The following is a 16359-nucleotide window of genomic DNA, read 5'->3' as shown; positions in this document are numbered from 1 at the left end:
CCGCCTGAAGTTTCTATAGAAAGGACGTTAGGAAAAATACCAGCGGTATGGTAAGAAGGCTTGCAATGGTAGTCACAAAGATGGAAGCGGAGGCGTAATCCTCATCCAGATGATATTGATGCGCTACACTGGTGGCAGAAGCCATAACCGGAGTGGAGCAGATGACAGTCAGCAGAATGGTTTCGGTCTCTGGCAGGAACCGGCTGGCAACGGCAAATACCAGTACAGGCGCGAATATCATGCGGACGAGGATCAGGCTGAAAATATTTTTAAGCATTGCGGTTGATTTAAGACTGATGAAGCAGAGACTTGCTCCCAGGTAGATAAGAGCCAGGGGGGTGCTGCAGTTTCCAATGGAAGCGAGGGTATCGCTTATGAAGGAAGGCACCGGAAGCTTAATGGAAGTCACGATCAGTCCGAGCAGGATGGAGATGATGACCGGATTGACGAGGTTCCGGAAACCAGAAGACAATCCTCTTTCTTTTGTATAGGTAAAGAAGACGATGCCCGCGCTCCACATAAAGATGGTATCGACCGCCGCACAGATGGGTATGTACTGTCGTCCCTCACCGGCAGCGAACAGCACCATCAGCAGGGGAATGCCGATGAATCCATAGTTGCCGCCCAGATGACAGCCGCGGTGAATATTGGCCAGGGGATATTTCATATGGCAGACGCGGGAGGAGAGCCAGCCGAGCAGCATCAGAAGGAGATAAGAAGATACCTGACCGATGATGACGGGGACGTAATGCCCCAGGGAAGCGAAGGTGGTACCGTTTTCATACATAAGGGAAAATGACAGGCACGGCATGATCACCTTTATGATGAAAGGCGGGAATAAGGAGATATTTTCCTTTGTTATGACGCCGATTTTTGCGACCAGTATGCCAATACACATGAGCAGGAAAAAACTGCCCATTTTGGGCAGGATGCTGAAAAAGTAATCCATGAGACGAACCTCTTTTCTTTACCATTCTTGTTGGATAAGTCTTTCAATGGCAAGGGCGGCACCGTCTTTATCGCAGGTGTCTGTCACGTGCTGAGAAAGCTCCATGATGCAGGGCTCCGCATTGCCCATGGCAATTCGGCGTCCGGCAAAGCGGAACATGGAAATATCATTGATGCTGTCGCCGATGACAGCCGTATCTTCCGGAGAAATATTTAATGTCCGGCAGAGCATAGAGAGACCGTGGCCCTTGGAGGCCGTGGGGCTGTTCAGTTCGATGTTGTCCGGGCCGGAGGCCGACACCGTCAAGGGACAGCGGGATGTGAGCCTGGCAGTCAGAGCGGCTTTTTCAGACGGGGCGAACAGGATGGCGAATATCTTTTCCACGTCTGTCTTTTCCGCGGCTATATAGTCTGCCAGATTATCAACGCTGTAGCGCAGGAAGTAGTCGGTGTTGCCGTACCGCGCCACGATGCGCGGATCTGCGGTCCTCAGGTTGGTGCTGCTCCCGTTTAAATGAACGGAAGGCTGTACGTCGTATTCTTCCAGCATGCGGAGTATTTCCATACTCTGCCGCCAGGGTATCAGGTCGGTATACACGCTGGTCCTGCTTCTGCCGTCCAGGATATTGGCTCCGTTGGAAGTCAGAAAATAGGAAAATTCTGTTATATTCAGGACTTCCGCCGGTATATCCCTGTAGGAACGCCCTGTGGCGGGAACCACGAGAATGCCGTTTTTCCGGGCATCCGATATGGCGGAGCGGGTCCTGCCGGTAATGGAGCGGTGATCAGACAGGGCAGTTCCGTCCAGATCCAAAGCTATCAGTCTGGTTGCCACGTATTCACGTCCTTTCCAACGGATATCTTATTTTTTGAAGTTGTTCCGTTTCCATTCTGTATCTTATCATAACTCAGGTACGGTTTCTACAGAATTTCAAAAAAATCCAATGAAAAAAGAATTATATCTTGACAGTAGAATGAAAGGGCAGTATTATTAGAAACGACATTCGTCTTTCTGGGAGAGACAATTAGGGAGGAATATGTAAAATGAAAAAGAAAAAAATCTTAAGCTTGATTCTTGTGGCTGCAATGGCAGTGACGGCCTTTGCAGGATGCGGAAAGAAAGAATCCGCGAAAAATGAAGGCGGCAGCTCCGAAGGAAGCGCGGTATTCAAGATCGGCGGCACAGGTCCCCTGACCGGCGACGCGGCTATCTACGGGACGGCAGTTAAGAACGGCATGGAGCTGGCAATCAAGGAGATCAATGAGGCCGGCGGTATAGGCGGCGTGCAGGTTGAATACAAATTTGAAGATGACGAGGCAGACGCCGAAAAGGGCGTAAACGCTTATAATACATTGAAGGACTGGAAAATGCAGATGCTGATCGGGACGACTACCTCCGGCGCCTGCGAGGCAGTCGTGGCGGAGAGCCATAACGACAACCTGTTCCAGATCACCCCTTCCGGAACTTCCATTAATTCCGTGAAGTATGACAATGCGTTCCGTATGTGCTTCTCTGACCCTGCACAGGGGACGGTTTCCGCACAGTACATTGCGAAAAACAATCTGGCGAAGTCTATTGCAGTCATTTACAACAGCGGAGATACTTACTCCAACGGTATTTATGAAAATTTCGCAAAGGAAGCGAAAAATCAGGGACTGGAGATCGTAGCGGCAGAAGCGTTCACATCTGAGAGCAACAAGGATTTCTCCGTACAGCTGCAGAAAGCGAAAGACGCCGGAGCAGAAATGGTGTTCCTTCCGATGTATTATACGGAAGCTTCCCTGATTCTGGCAAAAGCCAAGGAAATGGGTTATGCGCCTTCCTTCTTTGGATGTGACGGCATGGACGGCATTCTCACACTGGAGAACTTTGATACTTCTCTGGCAGAGGGTCTGATGCTGCTGACACCGTTTTCAGTGGACGCGGAAGACGAGAAGACTCAGAACTTTGTAAAAGCATACAAGGATGCCTATGGCGAGACCCCGAACCAGTTCGCGGCAGACGCTTATGATTCTGCATATGTTATTAAGGCAGCGGCAGAAAAGGCCGGGATCAAACCGGATATGAGCGTGACCGAGATCGGAGATGCCATGAAGAAGGCAATGACGGAGATTGAATTTACCGGTCTGACCGGAACCAACATTACCTGGGGTGAAGATGGCGAGCCTACCAAGGAGCCGATTGCAGTGAAGATTGAAAACGGCGCATACGTTTTCATGTAAAATACAGTAAAGGCGAGGGTGTCTCGAAAGTATGACTTTGGGACACCCCTTCTTTCATTTAGGAAAAGTCTGGAGGAGGGCGAATGAGTTTCTTATCCTATTTAATCAACGGAGTCAGTTTGGGAAGTGTATATGCGATAATCGCACTGGGATATACCATGGTATATGGTATTGCCAAGATGCTGAATTTCGCGCATGGAGACATTATCATGGTAGGCGGCTATGCGGCTTTTTTAGCTATGGTAAATGCCGGCCTGTCTCCTCTGATCGGCGTGCTGGTGTCCATTGTGGTATGTACGCTGCTGGGCGTTGTGATCGAGAGAATCGCATATAAGCCTCTGCGGATGGCCCCGCCCCTCGCGGTACTGATCACGGCCATCGGCGTCAGCTATTTCCTGCAGAACCTGGCGCTTCTTCTGTTTGGTGCAGATACAAAGACATTTAAGAGCGTGATTTCCTTTAAGGGAATCTCCCTGGCGGGCGGCGCTCTGCAGATTTCCGGCGTGACCATAGTAACGATCGCGGCTTGTATCGTGATCGTGGTGGGACTCAGTCTGTTCATCAACAAGACGAGAGCCGGCCAGGCTATGCTCGCAGTGTCTGAAGACCGGGGAGCGGCGCAGCTTATGGGAATCAATGTGAACAAGACCATAGCGCTCACCTTTGCCATCGGTTCCGCCCTGGCGGCCATAGCGGGCGTGCTCCTCTGTTCCGCCTATCCGTCTCTGAACCCCTATACCGGAGCGATGCCCGGGATCAAGGCTTTCGTGGCGGCGGTATTCGGAGGGATTGGTTCCGTACCGGGGGCTATGGTAGGCGGTATACTGCTGGGTATTATAGAGATTTTAGCCAAAGCTTATATCTCGTCCCAACTGGCGGATGCGATCGTATTTGCTATGCTGATCATAATCCTGTTGGTGAAGCCCACCGGGATCTTCGGCAAGAAAATTCAGGAAAAGGTGTGAGGAGGGGCGAGATGAGACATTTGCAGAAAACGACAAAAAGTAATTTCATCACTTATGGCATCGTGATCCTGACTGCGGTCATCATTCAGATCCTTTCCTCTGCGGGCGCTGTCTCCAGCCTGATCGGGGGACTTCTGGTACCGCTCTGCGCTTATATGATCCTGGCCATTTCCTTAAACCTGGTAGTCGGAATCCTGGGCGATCTGAGCCTGGGGCATGCGGGGTTTATGTGCGTGGGGGCTTTTGCCAGCGCGTTCTTTTCCAAGATGACGGCAGGGACGATGCCCGACGGTCTCAGGTTTTTCTTTGCGCTTTTGATCGGCGCGGCAGCAGCAGGTTTATTCGGGATTCTCATCGGTATTCCAGTCCTTCGTCTGCGGGGGGATTATCTGGCCATTGTGACGCTGGCCTTTGGGGAGATCATTAAAAACGTAATCAATGTGTTTTTTATCGGCAGGGACAGCAGCGGGCTGCATTTTTCCATGAAGGATTCCGTGGCGCTTAATCTGGACTCCACTGGTGAGGTCATCGTGAACGGCCCGCAGGGAATCAACGGGACTCCAAAGGATTCCACGTTTCTGATAGGCATGTTCCTGCTTCTGATCGCGCTTATCATCATATTGAATCTGATCAATTCCCGTGCAGGCAGGGCGATTATGTCCATAAGAGACGACCGTATAGCAGCGGAATCCATAGGCATCAATATCACGAAATTCAAGCTCATGGCATTTTCCATATCCGCAGCTCTGGCGGGAGTGGCAGGCGTTCTGTATGCTCATAACCTGTCATCCCTGGTGGCGTCGCCCAAGAGCTTTGGCTATAATATGTCCATCATGATACTGGTATTTGTGGTGCTGGGCGGTATCGGAAACATACGGGGCTCTTTAATCGCGGCGTTTATCCTGACCCTGCTTCCGGAGATGCTCAGAGGGCTGTCCAATTACCGGATGCTGATCTACGCCATTGTCTTGATTCTGATGATGATCTTTAACTGGAGCAAGGGAGGCGGCCGCCTGAAAGAAATGGTGGCGGAACGTCTGCGCGGACTCAGAAAACCCCGTACAAAGGAGGTTAAGTGATATGGCGCTGTTAGAGGTAAAAAACCTGGGCATTTCCTTCGGGGGACTCCGTGCGGTAAATGCGTTCGAGGTGAAGATAGAAAAAGGGCAGCTGTATGGGCTGATCGGTCCCAACGGCGCCGGAAAGACGACGATCTTTAACCTTCTCACCGGCGTATATAAGCCTACGGAAGGAATTATAAAGCTGGACGGAGCAGATATAACCAGAAAGAAAGCCATTGAGATCAATAAGGCGGGCATTGCCCGGACCTTTCAGAATATCAGGCTGTTTAAGAACCTGTCCGTGCTGGATAACGTGAAGGCAGGTCTGCACAATAATTATTCCTATTCTACCATCGAAGGGCTTCTGAGGCTTCCGCGGTATTTCAAGGTGGAAAAAGAGATGAACGAAAAGGCCATGGAGCTTTTGAAGGTGTTCGATCTGGACAAGGAGGCGGAATATAAAGCCTCCAACCTTCCGTACGGGAAACAGAGAAAGCTGGAGATCGCCAGGGCGCTTGCCACGGAGCCTAAGCTGCTTCTTTTGGATGAGCCGGCGGCGGGCATGAATCCCAATGAGACGGAAGAGCTGATGCAGACGATCAAGTTCGTCCAGAAAGAGTTTGAGATGACGATTCTGTTGATAGAGCATGATATGAAGCTGGTAAGCGGTATCTGTGAAGAAGTGACAGTCTTAAATTTCGGTGAGATTCTCTGCCAGGGCGAGACAAAGGCTGTTCTGAACGATCCGCAGGTGATCACAGCATATCTGGGTGAATAGGAGGAGCAGGACATGGCATTGCTGGAGGTTAAAGATTTACAGGTATATTATGGCATGATTCAGGCTCTGAAAGGGATTTCCTTTGAGGTGGGCCAGGGCGAGGTCATAGCGCTTATTGGCGCCAACGGAGCGGGAAAGACCACCACTCTTCACGCTGTTACCGGCCTGCTCCCGAAAAAGGCAGGAATGGTTACGCTGGGCGGCAAGGATATCACGAAGATCCCTCCTCATAAAATAGTGGAGATGGGTATGGCTCATGTACCGGAGGGCCGGCGGGTATTTGCACACCTTTCCGTGTACCAGAACCTGAAGATGGGCGCCTATATCAGGAGAGAGAAAGAAGAATTCAGCCACAGCCTGGAGATGGTCTATCAGAAATTTCCGCGTCTGAAGGAACGGCGCAATCAGCCGGCAGGGACTCTGTCAGGCGGAGAGCAGCAGATGCTGGCTATGGGGCGGGCGCTGATGTCTCAGCCGAAGATTCTTTTGATGGATGAGCCCTCCATGGGACTTTCTCCCATCTTTGTGAATGAGATATTTAAGATCATTGAAGAAGTGAGCGCTGCCGGAACCACTGTGCTTTTGGTGGAGCAGAATGCGAAAAAGGCGCTGTCCATAGCAGACCGGGCATATGTTCTGGAGACCGGGAATATCGTGCTGAGCGGAAATGCCGGAGAGCTTTTAAACGATGAGTCCATAAAGAAAGCATATTTAGGTGAGTAAAGGGGGGTTGGCCATGGAAAAAGTGGTTATTACCATTGCACGGCAGTATGGAAGCGGCGGGAAGACCATCGGCAAGATGCTGGCAAAGGATCTGGGGATTTCTTTTTATGACAGAGAGGTATTGGAAATGGCCTCAGAGGACAGCGGGATCCATGTACGGCTCTTTGGGGCCGCGGACGAGAGACTGAGACCGACTGCCAAGCTCAAGGGAGCTAAGGTCTACCGCGGAGACCTGATCGAGCCGGAGGACAGAGATTTCATATCCGATGACAATCTGTTCAACTATACGGCAAAGACCATCAAAAAGCTGGCGGAGGAGCAGTCCTGCGTTATCATAGGACGCTGCGCGGATTTTGTACTGAAGGATTTCCCCAATGTGGCCAGTGTGTTTGTCCATGCGCCGGAGGAGTTTTGTCTGGAGCAGGCGATGGAACGGAACAGTATGACCGTTAAGGAAATGAAAAAGTTTATTGAGCGCACCGATAAGTACAGAGGAGATTTTTACAAGCATTATACCGGTCATGAATGGCAGGATCTGCGAAATTATGATCTGTGCCTGAACAGTGGAAAGCTGGGCTTCCAAAAGTGTGTGGAGGAGATCAAAGCATATTTGAAGGTCCGTTTTTCATAAAGGACTGTTCGCCGGCAGGAGTTCAGAAAAAGGATGACGGCAGCGAAAAAATGAGTTATGATAAGAGGGGACTGTGAGGAACAGTCCCCTTTTCGATATTTTTGAATAAGGTATGATTGGATTAGGAGGGATTTCATGGCATCTTTTGTAGAGCTTGTACATGTGAAGAAAACCTACCGGATGGGGGAAGTAGTCATTAAAGCAGTGGATGATATGAGCTTTTCCATCGAGAGAGGAGAATTCGTGGTGGTAGTGGGCCCCAGCGGTGCCGGGAAGACCACCGTACTGAATATACTGGGAGGCATGGATAAGGCGTCCGAGGGCCAGGTGCTGGTGGACGGAACGGACGTGGCGGCATTTGATAATAAAAAGATGACCAGATTCCGCCGGGAGGACATCGGTTTTGTATTTCAGTTTTATAACCTGGTACAGAACCTGACTGCGCTGGAGAATGTGGAGCTGGCGCTCCAGATCTGCAAAGACCATCTGGATGCAGAGGAAATCCTGAAGGAAGTAGGATTGGGAGAGCGCATGGATAATTTTCCGTCCCAGCTTTCAGGCGGTGAGCAGCAGCGGGTTTCCATAGCCAGGGCATTGGCCAAGAATCCGAAGCTCCTGCTGTGTGATGAGCCGACGGGCGCTTTGGACTACCAGACCGGAAAATCCATACTGAAGCTTTTGCAGGATACCTGCCGGGAAAGGGAAATGACCGTAATCGTCATAACGCACAATTCCGCGCTGACCCCCATGGCTGACCGGGTGATAAAGATAAAGAACGGCCGTGTATCCCGAATTACGGTAAACGAGAATCCAACTCCCGTCGAAGACATAGAGTGGTAAAAAACGATAGATAACTGGAGATGTCAGATAGATGAAACAGGCACAGCGGAAAGATTTTTTTATGGAGATCAGGAGAAGTCTGAACCGATACTTCTCGATTTTATTTATTGTCGCCCTGGGCGTGGCTTTTTTTTCCGGGGTACGGGCGACAGAGCCGGATATGCGGCTGTCCGTAGACGCGGTAGCCGACGAGTCTAATTTCATGGACTTTCGGATTCTGTCCACTATGGGCCTGACGGAAGGAGATCTGGAGCAGATCCGCCGGATACCGGGAGTCACGGCTGCAGAAGGTGAATACTCCATGGATGCACTCTGCCATTATGGTGAAAAGGAGCTGGTCCTCCATGTTTCTTCCATGCCGCAGAATATCAATATGGTGAACATAAAAGAGGGGCGTCTCCCGGAAAAACAGGGTGAGTGCTTTTTGGATGAACAGCTTTTAGTCAGTACAGATTATGGGCTGGGAGATCAGATTACACTGTATTCCGGGACAGATGAACCGCTTTCCGATACACTTGGGACGGAGACCTATACCATCGTTGGGATCGGCACAAGCCCTTATTATCTGAATTTTGACAGAGGAAATTCTTCCATAGGGAACGGTGACATTAAGGGATTTCTGATGGTGCCGGAGGAAGATTTTTCCCTGGATGTCTACACGCAGATATACGCGGCCGCTGACGGCCTGGACGGCTTTGTTACCGCCGGCGGAAGGTATCAGGCGGAGGCGGAAAAGATAGCAGATGCGATCGAGGATATAGCGGGAGAGCGGTGCTGGGTCCGCCTGGCGGAGATTCGGGGAGACGCACAGGAGGAGATCGGCGAAGCGGAGCAGAAGCTGCAGGAAAAAGAAGAGGAAGCGGAGCAGAAGCTGCGGGACGCGTGGCTAAAGATCGAGGACGGAGAAAATGAACTCGAGGTGGGCCGGGATGAAATAGCGGAGAACGAACAGAAGCTTCGGGATGCGGAGGATACTCTTTTTGAAAAGGAACAGAAGCTTGCGGACGGAAAAGCGCAGCTGGAATTAAACGAGCAGAAGGCAGCGGATGCAAAAGAGCTTTTGGCTGAAAAACAGGAGGAACTGCAGAACTCCAGAGAAAAGCTGGAAACGGCGAGAGAAGAGCTGGAGGAAGGAAAAAGTCTGGCAGGAGAGGGACGGGCACAGCTGGAGGCCGCAAGGGAAGAGCTGACGGCCAAAGGTGAGGATTTGACCGCCGGCTGGGAAGAATATAAAAGCGGCTTGGCGGACGCAGAGTCTTCTCAGGCAGCTTTGGATATCCAAAGAGGAAAACTGGAGGAGCTGCGTGCAGGCTTGGAGGCGGCAGGTCTTAATCCGGAAAAGAATGAGGAATATTTTCTGGGAAAACAGGCGCTGGATGCAAACCAGGCAAAATTAGACGGAGTTTTTCAATATCTGGATGGGGTAAAAGGTGAGCTCACCGGACTTCAGGCTCAGTATGACCAGGGCATGGCTGCTCTGGAGAAAAAAGAGACAGAGATGTCTGAACAAGAGTCCGCTTTGACTGCCGCAGAAGCAGAGATTCAGAATGGAGAAGTGCAGATACAGGATGGAGAGGCAGCTCTTCTGGAGCTTCAAAACGGAATCAGGGACGGAGAGCAGGGGCTTTCGGACGGACGCCAGGAGATAGCCGACGGAGAGACTGCTCTGGAAGAAGGGCGCCAGGAGATAGCCGACGGGAAGCAGCAGCTGGAGGAAGCGAAGGAGAAGCTGTCCGAGGGAGAAACAGAGCTTCAGGAGGCAAAGGCCGAGTATGAAGACGCGAGAGACGAGGCCGATGAGAAAATAGCCGAGGCCAGGTCGGAGATTGAAGAAGCGAAAGAAGCCCTGGAGGATTTGGAAGAACCGGAATGGTATGTGCTGGACAGGAAGTCAGTTCAGTCTTATGTGGAGTTTGACAACGATACGAAGAGAATTGGAGCGATCGGAAAAGTATTTCCGGTGATCTTCTTTTTGGTGGCTGCTTTGGTGAGTCTGACCACCATGACTAGAATGGTGGAAGAAAAGAGAACGGAGATCGGCACCATGAAGGCGCTCGGCTACAGCACCTTGTCTATCGCTTCCAAATATATTTTATATGCGCTCTCTGCCAGTCTTCTGGGGAGTATTGCAGGATTTCTCATAGGAGAAAAGCTGCTTCCATGGGTGATCATCACCACTTATAAGATTCTCTATGGGAACCTGAGCATCATCCGGATTCCGTATAATTGGGGATACGCTTTCGGAGCGACTGCCATTGCGGTGGTCTGCACCACAGGAGCGACTCTGGCAGCCTGCTGTAAAGAAACTCTGGCCCAGCCTTCTCAGCTGATGCGGCCGGTCGCGCCCATGAAGGGGAAAAAGATCCTTCTGGAACGGATACGCCCTATGTGGCGCCTCATGAATTTCAGTCAGAAATCTACGCTTCGGAATCTGTTCCGGTATAAAAAACGTCTTTTGATGACCGTGTTCGGTATCGGTGCTTGTATGGCTCTGCTGATCGTCGGATTCGGACTGAGGGATTCAATCTACACAGTATCTGACGGTCAATACGGAGAGCTTTGGCTTTATGATGCGTCGGCCAGTATCGCGACGGACGGAGGACGGGAGGAAAAAGAAGCCTTTTATGAAGAGATGGACGGGGACGAAAACATATCGGAGTATCTGGGAGCCTATACGGCGTCCATGGACGGAGAAGCAAACGGTGTGACGAAAGCCGTCAATCTGGTCGTACCGGAAGATCTGGAACGGTTCCCGGACTTTTTCGTGCTGAGGGGCCGGCTGAGCGGAGAAGAATATACGCTGGATGAAGAAGGCGCGGTCATCAATGAAAAGCTGGCAAAGCTTTTGGACATCCGGGAAGGAGATTCTTTTTATCTGAAAGAGAGTGACACCAGCAGGGTTCCGGTGAAGATCTCGCATATCACGGAGAATTATGTGTATAATTATATTTATATGTCTCCGTCCTTATATCAGCAGCTGTATGGCAGGGAAGCGGAATGCAATACGGAATACCTGAAGCTAAAGGACGCGCAGGAAGAGAAGGGCCGTGAGCTGTCGAAACGTCTCCTGGAGCATGATGTGGTGTCCGGTGTCGTACTGGTATCCGATATGAACAAGACGATCATGGATATGCTCGGAAGCCTGGACACGGTCGTCTGGGTTTTGATCATCTCAGCCGGGCTGCTGGCCTTTGTCGTCCTGTATAACCTGAATAATATCAATATTACAGAACGAAGGCGGGAGCTGGCCACCATTAAGCTGCTCGGCTTTTATGATCTGGAGCTGGCCTCTTATGTGTACCGGGAAAATGTACTTCTGACATTCATCGGTATCGCGGCAGGCATTTTCATGGGAAATATACTTCACCGCTTTGTCATTGAGACCGTGGAAGTGGATCTGATCATGTTCGGCCGTGTGGTGCATCCGCTGAGTTATCTTTGGGGGATTGTCCTTACGCTGCTGTTCGCATTTCTGGTCAACGCCGCCATGTTCTATAAGCTCAGAAAGATTGATATGGTAGAATCCCTCAAAAGTGTGGAATAAACTTGAACCAATCCGTCTTAATTACTATCGGTTTCAAAAATGTGAAAATTTGAAGATCAGACAATTGGTTTTACGGTTGTTCCATTATGGAAAAAAGCTGGAACTCGTAATATCCTTTTCGGAATTTTATGATCTTTTTCTATTCGTTCCAAGAGCAGACGGGCAAGACGCTCTCCAATTTCTTCTAGATTTGTTTCCATATAGGTGGGCGAAATGTATAACAGATCCAGCTGGCACCGATTTCCGATAGTTACAATTGATAAATCGTCTGGAATATTAATTTTGTTTTCAAGACAGTATTGTAGTACGCCCTTCATCATTTCATTGTTTGTAATAAGTAAAGCAGTTGGGCGATTCTCAGTCAATGAGAGAAGGCTCTTCGCAGCATTGAATCCGCTGATTCTATCAAAATTACCTTGATATACCAATGGACTGGATTCAATAACATTTAAACCAATAACGGCAAGAGCTGACTGATAACCGCAGAATCGCTCATATGAGACGTCAAGATTATGAGGCCCATTGATAATTCCTATATTTCTATGTCCTTGTGAAATCAAATGGGAAGTTAACATATAAGTTGCTGCATGATTATCTGTATCTATAAAATCACCAATGAAGTTAGGATCGGTGATATCATTTCCCGTCAAAACTATTGGAATCTGTTTGCTGAGCTTCGTGACGATTTTCTCGTTCGTACACGAATTTAAAATGATTCCGTCTACTCTTTGCTGTGCTATAAATCGTAAGATAGAAGTCTCTCTATCAGGATCCCCATTTGTTGCAAAAAACATCATAAAATAATTGTGATCCCAAAGGACATTTTGAATTGAAGATATAAGATATGTCAATACAGAGTTTTTAACATCTGTTACCACAAATGCTATCACATGAGATTGATCTGTCTTCAAATTTGTCGCTATATTATTGGGAATATATTCAAGTTCATTGATTGCATCCTGAACAATTTTAGCCGTTTCCCGTCTGACTGAAGTACTGGAATTGAGAACACGGGAAACAGTTGCGACAGAAACTCCGGCTTTTTTTGCAACATCTTTTATAGTTAGATTTCTTTTAATATTACACCTCCGATACAATCCAAATGCAACGTTACAATAACGATTATAAAACAGCAAAAAAATAAAACAAGTCAGAATAAATAAAACTCGAAAATATGTGAAAAATCTACAAAACAACTTTTAAATATATGTAAAATATATCAATTTACAACATAGGAAATATATGATAAATTTATGTAAACGATTACATTATTTTCACAATATTTCAAAGGAGGATGAGAAATGAAGAAGATGAGGAGAATTGCAGGTATTACATTAAGTGTCATTATGATGATTTCCGCTTTGGCTGGCTGCGGCGAAAAAAAAGAAGAAACATCCAGTGGTGATGCCGGAACATCGGAGGGGACTGAGGCTGCAGGAAATGCAGAAGGTACAGTTAAAATCGCACTCTATGGCCCGCTGACCGGAAATAATGCCCAATATGGACTTACCTATCAGGCAACACTCAATGCACTTTGCGAAAAAGTGAATTCAGAGGGCGGGATCAATGGAAGAAATGTAGAAGTTGTAGTTTATGATGATAAGAATGATCCAAAAGAAGCGTTAAATGTTGCAAATCTTATCGTATCGGATCCTGAAGTTGTTGCAGTAATTGGCAGCCAAACCTCTTCGCCAACACTTGCTGCTGCTCCTGTATTTGAGGAAGCGGGAATTCCCATGATCACACCTCAGGCGTCTCATGTTGATATTACACCTACCGGTGATCATATTTTCTCCATTTCTTGTCTTGCTACTTTTGAAGGCGGCGTGATCGCACAGCGGATGATTGCCGATGGATATAAAAAAGTTGCAGCTATTTATGCGAATGACGACTATGGCCTTAATATAATTGAGAGATGGAAGACCGATGTTACAGAAGCCGGTCTTGAGATTGTAGATGTCGAAGAATATATTTCTGGACAGACATCTGATTTTACTCCCTTACTTTCTAAAATCAAAGAAGCAGGAGCCGAGGCTGTTTATATTGTTCCTTCTTATGCAGATACTGCCATGATCTGTACACAGATGGGTCAGCTTGACATGGACATCCAGAAATATGCATGTTCTATGTGCTATACAGACGCATTCCTCGAGGCCGCTGGTGAAGCAAGTGAAGGAACAAAGGTATGCAATTTTATTTATCCTGAAACAACAGATGAGACGTTTATTGCATTAAAGAAATTACTAAATGAAAAAACAGATATGGAAAATATCGATGTGTATGCAACAAATTCTCATGATGCGTTTATGCTGCTTGTTGATGCTATGAAAGAAGTTGGAACAGATGGAGATGCGATCGTTAAGTGGCTGAGCAATGTAAAAGATTGGCCCGGCGCTTGCGGACCTATCACTTTTGATGAGACTAGACATCCTGAAAAACAGTTGTTCTGGTTTCAGGTAGAAGATGGTGCATTTACTTATATTGGACAATAATAAGATTCCTAATCGCGTTCCACGAAATAACAGGAGAGAAGTTATGAAAATTGATTTATCAAAAATCCCTGTGATTGATAATCACTGTCATCCATTTGTGCTGGATCGGGAGCCAGAGACGTTTGCAGATAATTTTTGCATTGGTTTATATCCAGTATCTACTGAGAATATGAAAAGTACATTCTATTATCAGCAGGTATTAAATGCTCTGAGAAAATTTTTTGATCTACCAAAAGATGCTACAGAAGAAGAAATTCTTGCAGTAAGAAATAAATACGCAAGAGAAGATAGAAAAAACTATGCACATAAACTATTCAAAAGCCAAAACATTAAAGGTTTTCTATGTGATTTTGGATTTCCCATTTCACAGATCACAAATCCAGAAAGCAAATTGACAGATGCAGAAATTAGAGAATACAGGGATGCCTGTGCTGGATATTCAGATATCTATAACATTGACAGAATTGAATGGGTAGCTAACCGTATTGTTGCAGAAGAACCATCTTTCGATGAATTTGAGCGGCGCCTTGTAGAAGAAACAAAAGCATTGGTCAGAGAAAAAAATTTAATCGCATTGAAATCCGTTGTCGCATATTACACGGGATTAGATGTACACCCGGTTACCAGGGATGAGTTCCGTAAGGGATACTACTTATACCTCTACAAAAAGGAGTGCTGGGAATATAACAAGATGTTCCGGGATTTCATCTTTATCAAAGCTTGTGAGATTTGTAAAGAACTGGATATTCCCCTTCAGGTGCACACAGGATTAGGAGATACGCCCCACTGTCATATCATTCGGGTGAATCCGGCAAACCTGACGGATGCATTGAACGATCCCCGCGTCATGGGGACAAAAATTGTTTTGATCCATGGAGGTTATCCTTACTGTGAGGAATTGGGTATGCTGGCCAACCATTTTGACAATGTATATTGTGACTGTTCTTCTTTTATTCCCTTTGCCGGGATTTCAGCGTATGACAAGCTGAAAGCACTTTTGGAACTTTGTCCTACAAAGAAACTGTTTTTTGGAACAGACGCTGGTTTGATTTTGGAAGGCTTATGGTTTGGAGCGATGAATTTTAAAAAGGTATATGCCCGCATTCTGGAAGAGCTGATCGAGGATGGATATATTACCTATGAATTTGCTATGCAGAGTGCAGAAGACATACTTTATAACAATGTAAAACGAGTTTACAACATATAGGCAATGACATGCAACGCTGTGAAACAGCGTTGCATGTACTATAAGAATAGGGGGGATGAGATAGGTGTTTCTCCAACAGATAGTAAATGGACTTACAATAGGATCAACATATGCCTTAGTTGCCATTGGATATTCACTGGTGTTCGGCGTCCTGCGCCTGATCAATTTTGCAAATGGTGCGGAATATATGCTGGGCGCATATTTTATTTATGTATTAATGATGAGGTTTGGGGCAAGCGCTCCACTGGCTGTTCCGCTTGCGGTAATTACACTGGGAGCGGTTGGCTATGTGGTTGATTTTGTTGGACTTCGAAGATTAAGAAAAAAGAATGCTCCGAGGATGTCTGCGCTTATCTCTACTCTGGGTGTTGGCACTTTCATAGAAAATGCGATTCAGATCTGGGTTGGCACGGAAACAAAAGCTTTTCCAAATTTTCTTAATTTTGGGAAGATAACAATAGGAAAAACGATCATAAGTGGAACACAAATTTTTATTTTCATTACTTGCATTTTACTTATGTTGGCTGTGTCGTTTGTTGTTTACAAAACAAAAATAGGAAAATCCATGCTGGCTGTCTCGCAGGATCAGATGTGTGCAAAATTAATGGGAATCGATGTTTCTCTTGTTATCACACTGACCTTTGTGGCTGCAGCCATGCTGGCATGTATTTCAGGTGTTCTGGTCGGATCTTATTATCAGAACATTGATACAAATATGAGTTTTATTGTTGGAATGAAAACGTTTGCCGCCGCTGTATTGGGCGGCGTAGGATCTTTGCCGGGAGCGGTTTTAGGCGGTTTGATCGTAGGGCTGGCGGAATCTATTGGAGCCAGCTATATCAGCGCCGGATATCGCGATGCGATCGCGTTTGCTATTCTCATCATTGTTCTTCTTGTAAAACCTTCGGGAATTTTCGGAAAGAATAATGTCGATAAAATGTAAGGAG

14 protein-coding genes are annotated in these 16359 nt (G+C 47.4%); 11 read left to right on the top strand and 3 right to left on the bottom strand.

What is annotated here, in order from left to right; translation table 11 throughout:
- Window positions 1-13 precede the first annotated feature (13 nt).
- Window positions 14-949: an AEC family transporter gene (locus LQE92_RS11470; RefSeq protein WP_231063096.1), complete on the bottom strand. Its 936-nt coding sequence runs from the start codon at window positions 947-949 to the stop codon at window positions 14-16.
- Between the two features lie 18 nt (window positions 950-967).
- Window positions 968-1783, bottom strand: a complete 816-nt coding sequence (locus LQE92_RS11465) for a Cof-type HAD-IIB family hydrolase (RefSeq protein ID WP_231063095.1) — start codon at window positions 1781-1783, stop codon at window positions 968-970.
- A gap of 209 nt (window positions 1784-1992) precedes the next feature.
- Between LQE92_RS11465 and LQE92_RS11460 the strand changes: the two genes are divergently transcribed.
- From LQE92_RS11460 to LQE92_RS11425, 8 genes are all read left to right on the top strand, one after another.
- The gene (locus LQE92_RS11460; RefSeq protein WP_231063094.1) at window positions 1993-3171 is read left to right on the top strand and encodes an ABC transporter substrate-binding protein; all 1179 of its coding nucleotides are present in this window, start codon (window positions 1993-1995) and stop codon (window positions 3169-3171) included.
- Window positions 3172-3254: 83 nt separating this feature from the next.
- Complete coding sequence (locus LQE92_RS11455; protein ID WP_231063093.1) at window positions 3255-4136, top strand: branched-chain amino acid ABC transporter permease; 882 nt, start codon at window positions 3255-3257, stop codon at window positions 4134-4136.
- Between the two features lie 11 nt (window positions 4137-4147).
- Window positions 4148-5215, top strand: a complete 1068-nt coding sequence (locus LQE92_RS11450) for a branched-chain amino acid ABC transporter permease (protein ID WP_231063092.1) — start codon at window positions 4148-4150, stop codon at window positions 5213-5215.
- 1 nt (window position 5216) lies between these two features.
- Window positions 5217-5975 carry an ABC transporter ATP-binding protein gene (locus tag LQE92_RS11445; RefSeq protein ID WP_231063091.1) on the top strand — a complete coding sequence of 253 codons (759 nt, stop codon included), beginning with the start codon at window positions 5217-5219 and terminating at the stop codon, window positions 5973-5975.
- Between the two features lie 12 nt (window positions 5976-5987).
- Window positions 5988-6698: an ABC transporter ATP-binding protein gene (locus LQE92_RS11440; protein ID WP_231063090.1), complete on the top strand. Its 711-nt coding sequence runs from the start codon at window positions 5988-5990 to the stop codon at window positions 6696-6698.
- Window positions 6699-6711: 13 nt separating this feature from the next.
- Window positions 6712-7329 (top strand): cytidylate kinase-like family protein, encoded by a 618-nt coding sequence (locus tag LQE92_RS11435; RefSeq protein ID WP_231063089.1) that lies wholly within the window; start codon window positions 6712-6714, stop codon window positions 7327-7329.
- A gap of 135 nt (window positions 7330-7464) precedes the next feature.
- Window positions 7465-8169 (top strand): ABC transporter ATP-binding protein, encoded by a 705-nt coding sequence (locus LQE92_RS11430; RefSeq protein ID WP_231063088.1) that lies wholly within the window; start codon window positions 7465-7467, stop codon window positions 8167-8169.
- Window positions 8170-8200: 31 nt separating this feature from the next.
- Window positions 8201-11713: an ABC transporter permease gene (locus LQE92_RS11425; protein WP_231063087.1), complete on the top strand. Its 3513-nt coding sequence runs from the start codon at window positions 8201-8203 to the stop codon at window positions 11711-11713.
- A gap of 56 nt (window positions 11714-11769) precedes the next feature.
- Here the strand turns inward: LQE92_RS11425 and LQE92_RS11420 are convergent, their stop codons facing one another.
- Window positions 11770-12810, bottom strand: a complete 1041-nt coding sequence (locus tag LQE92_RS11420; protein WP_231063086.1) for a LacI family DNA-binding transcriptional regulator — start codon at window positions 12808-12810, stop codon at window positions 11770-11772.
- Between the two features lie 204 nt (window positions 12811-13014).
- On the opposite strand from LQE92_RS11420, the gene LQE92_RS11415 reads away from it, so the two are divergent.
- From LQE92_RS11415 to LQE92_RS11405, 3 genes are all read left to right on the top strand, one after another.
- On the top strand, window positions 13015-14205 hold the full coding sequence (locus LQE92_RS11415; RefSeq protein ID WP_231063085.1) for an ABC transporter substrate-binding protein: 1191 nt from the start codon (window positions 13015-13017) through the stop codon (window positions 14203-14205).
- A 43-nt stretch (window positions 14206-14248) separates the two neighbouring features.
- Window positions 14249-15412 carry an amidohydrolase family protein gene (locus LQE92_RS11410; protein WP_231063084.1) on the top strand — a complete coding sequence of 388 codons (1164 nt, stop codon included), beginning with the start codon at window positions 14249-14251 and terminating at the stop codon, window positions 15410-15412.
- Between the two features lie 64 nt (window positions 15413-15476).
- Window positions 15477-16355 (top strand): branched-chain amino acid ABC transporter permease, encoded by an 879-nt coding sequence (locus LQE92_RS11405; protein WP_231063083.1) that lies wholly within the window; start codon window positions 15477-15479, stop codon window positions 16353-16355.
- The last annotated feature ends 4 nt before the right edge of the window (window positions 16356-16359 follow it).

The organism is Lientehia hominis (genome assembly GCF_021044755.1).
GTDB lineage: Bacteria > Bacillota > Clostridia > Lachnospirales > Lachnospiraceae > Lientehia > Lientehia hominis.
Note: the sequence above shows the minus strand (reverse complement) of the source record. Positions and strands in the feature narration are given on the sequence as shown.

Coding starts and splice junctions, on each gene's coding strand:
- LQE92_RS11410 (WP_231063084.1), top strand. CDS start 14,249: ATGAAAATTGATTTATCAAAAATCCCTGTGATTGATAATCACTGTCAT.
- LQE92_RS11450 (WP_231063092.1), top strand. CDS start 4,148: ATGAGACATTTGCAGAAAACGACAAAAAGTAATTTCATCACTTATGGC.
- LQE92_RS11455 (WP_231063093.1), top strand. CDS start 3,255: ATGAGTTTCTTATCCTATTTAATCAACGGAGTCAGTTTGGGAAGTGTA.
- LQE92_RS11445 (WP_231063091.1), top strand. CDS start 5,217: ATGGCGCTGTTAGAGGTAAAAAACCTGGGCATTTCCTTCGGGGGACTC.
- LQE92_RS11415 (WP_231063085.1), top strand. CDS start 13,015: ATGAAGAAGATGAGGAGAATTGCAGGTATTACATTAAGTGTCATTATG.
- LQE92_RS11470 (WP_231063096.1), bottom strand. CDS start 949: ATGGATTACTTTTTCAGCATCCTGCCCAAAATGGGCAGTTTTTTCCTG.
- LQE92_RS11430 (WP_231063088.1), top strand. CDS start 7,465: ATGGCATCTTTTGTAGAGCTTGTACATGTGAAGAAAACCTACCGGATG.
- LQE92_RS11460 (WP_231063094.1), top strand. CDS start 1,993: ATGAAAAAGAAAAAAATCTTAAGCTTGATTCTTGTGGCTGCAATGGCA.
- LQE92_RS11425 (WP_231063087.1), top strand. CDS start 8,201: ATGAAACAGGCACAGCGGAAAGATTTTTTTATGGAGATCAGGAGAAGT.
- LQE92_RS11440 (WP_231063090.1), top strand. CDS start 5,988: ATGGCATTGCTGGAGGTTAAAGATTTACAGGTATATTATGGCATGATT.
- LQE92_RS11435 (WP_231063089.1), top strand. CDS start 6,712: ATGGAAAAAGTGGTTATTACCATTGCACGGCAGTATGGAAGCGGCGGG.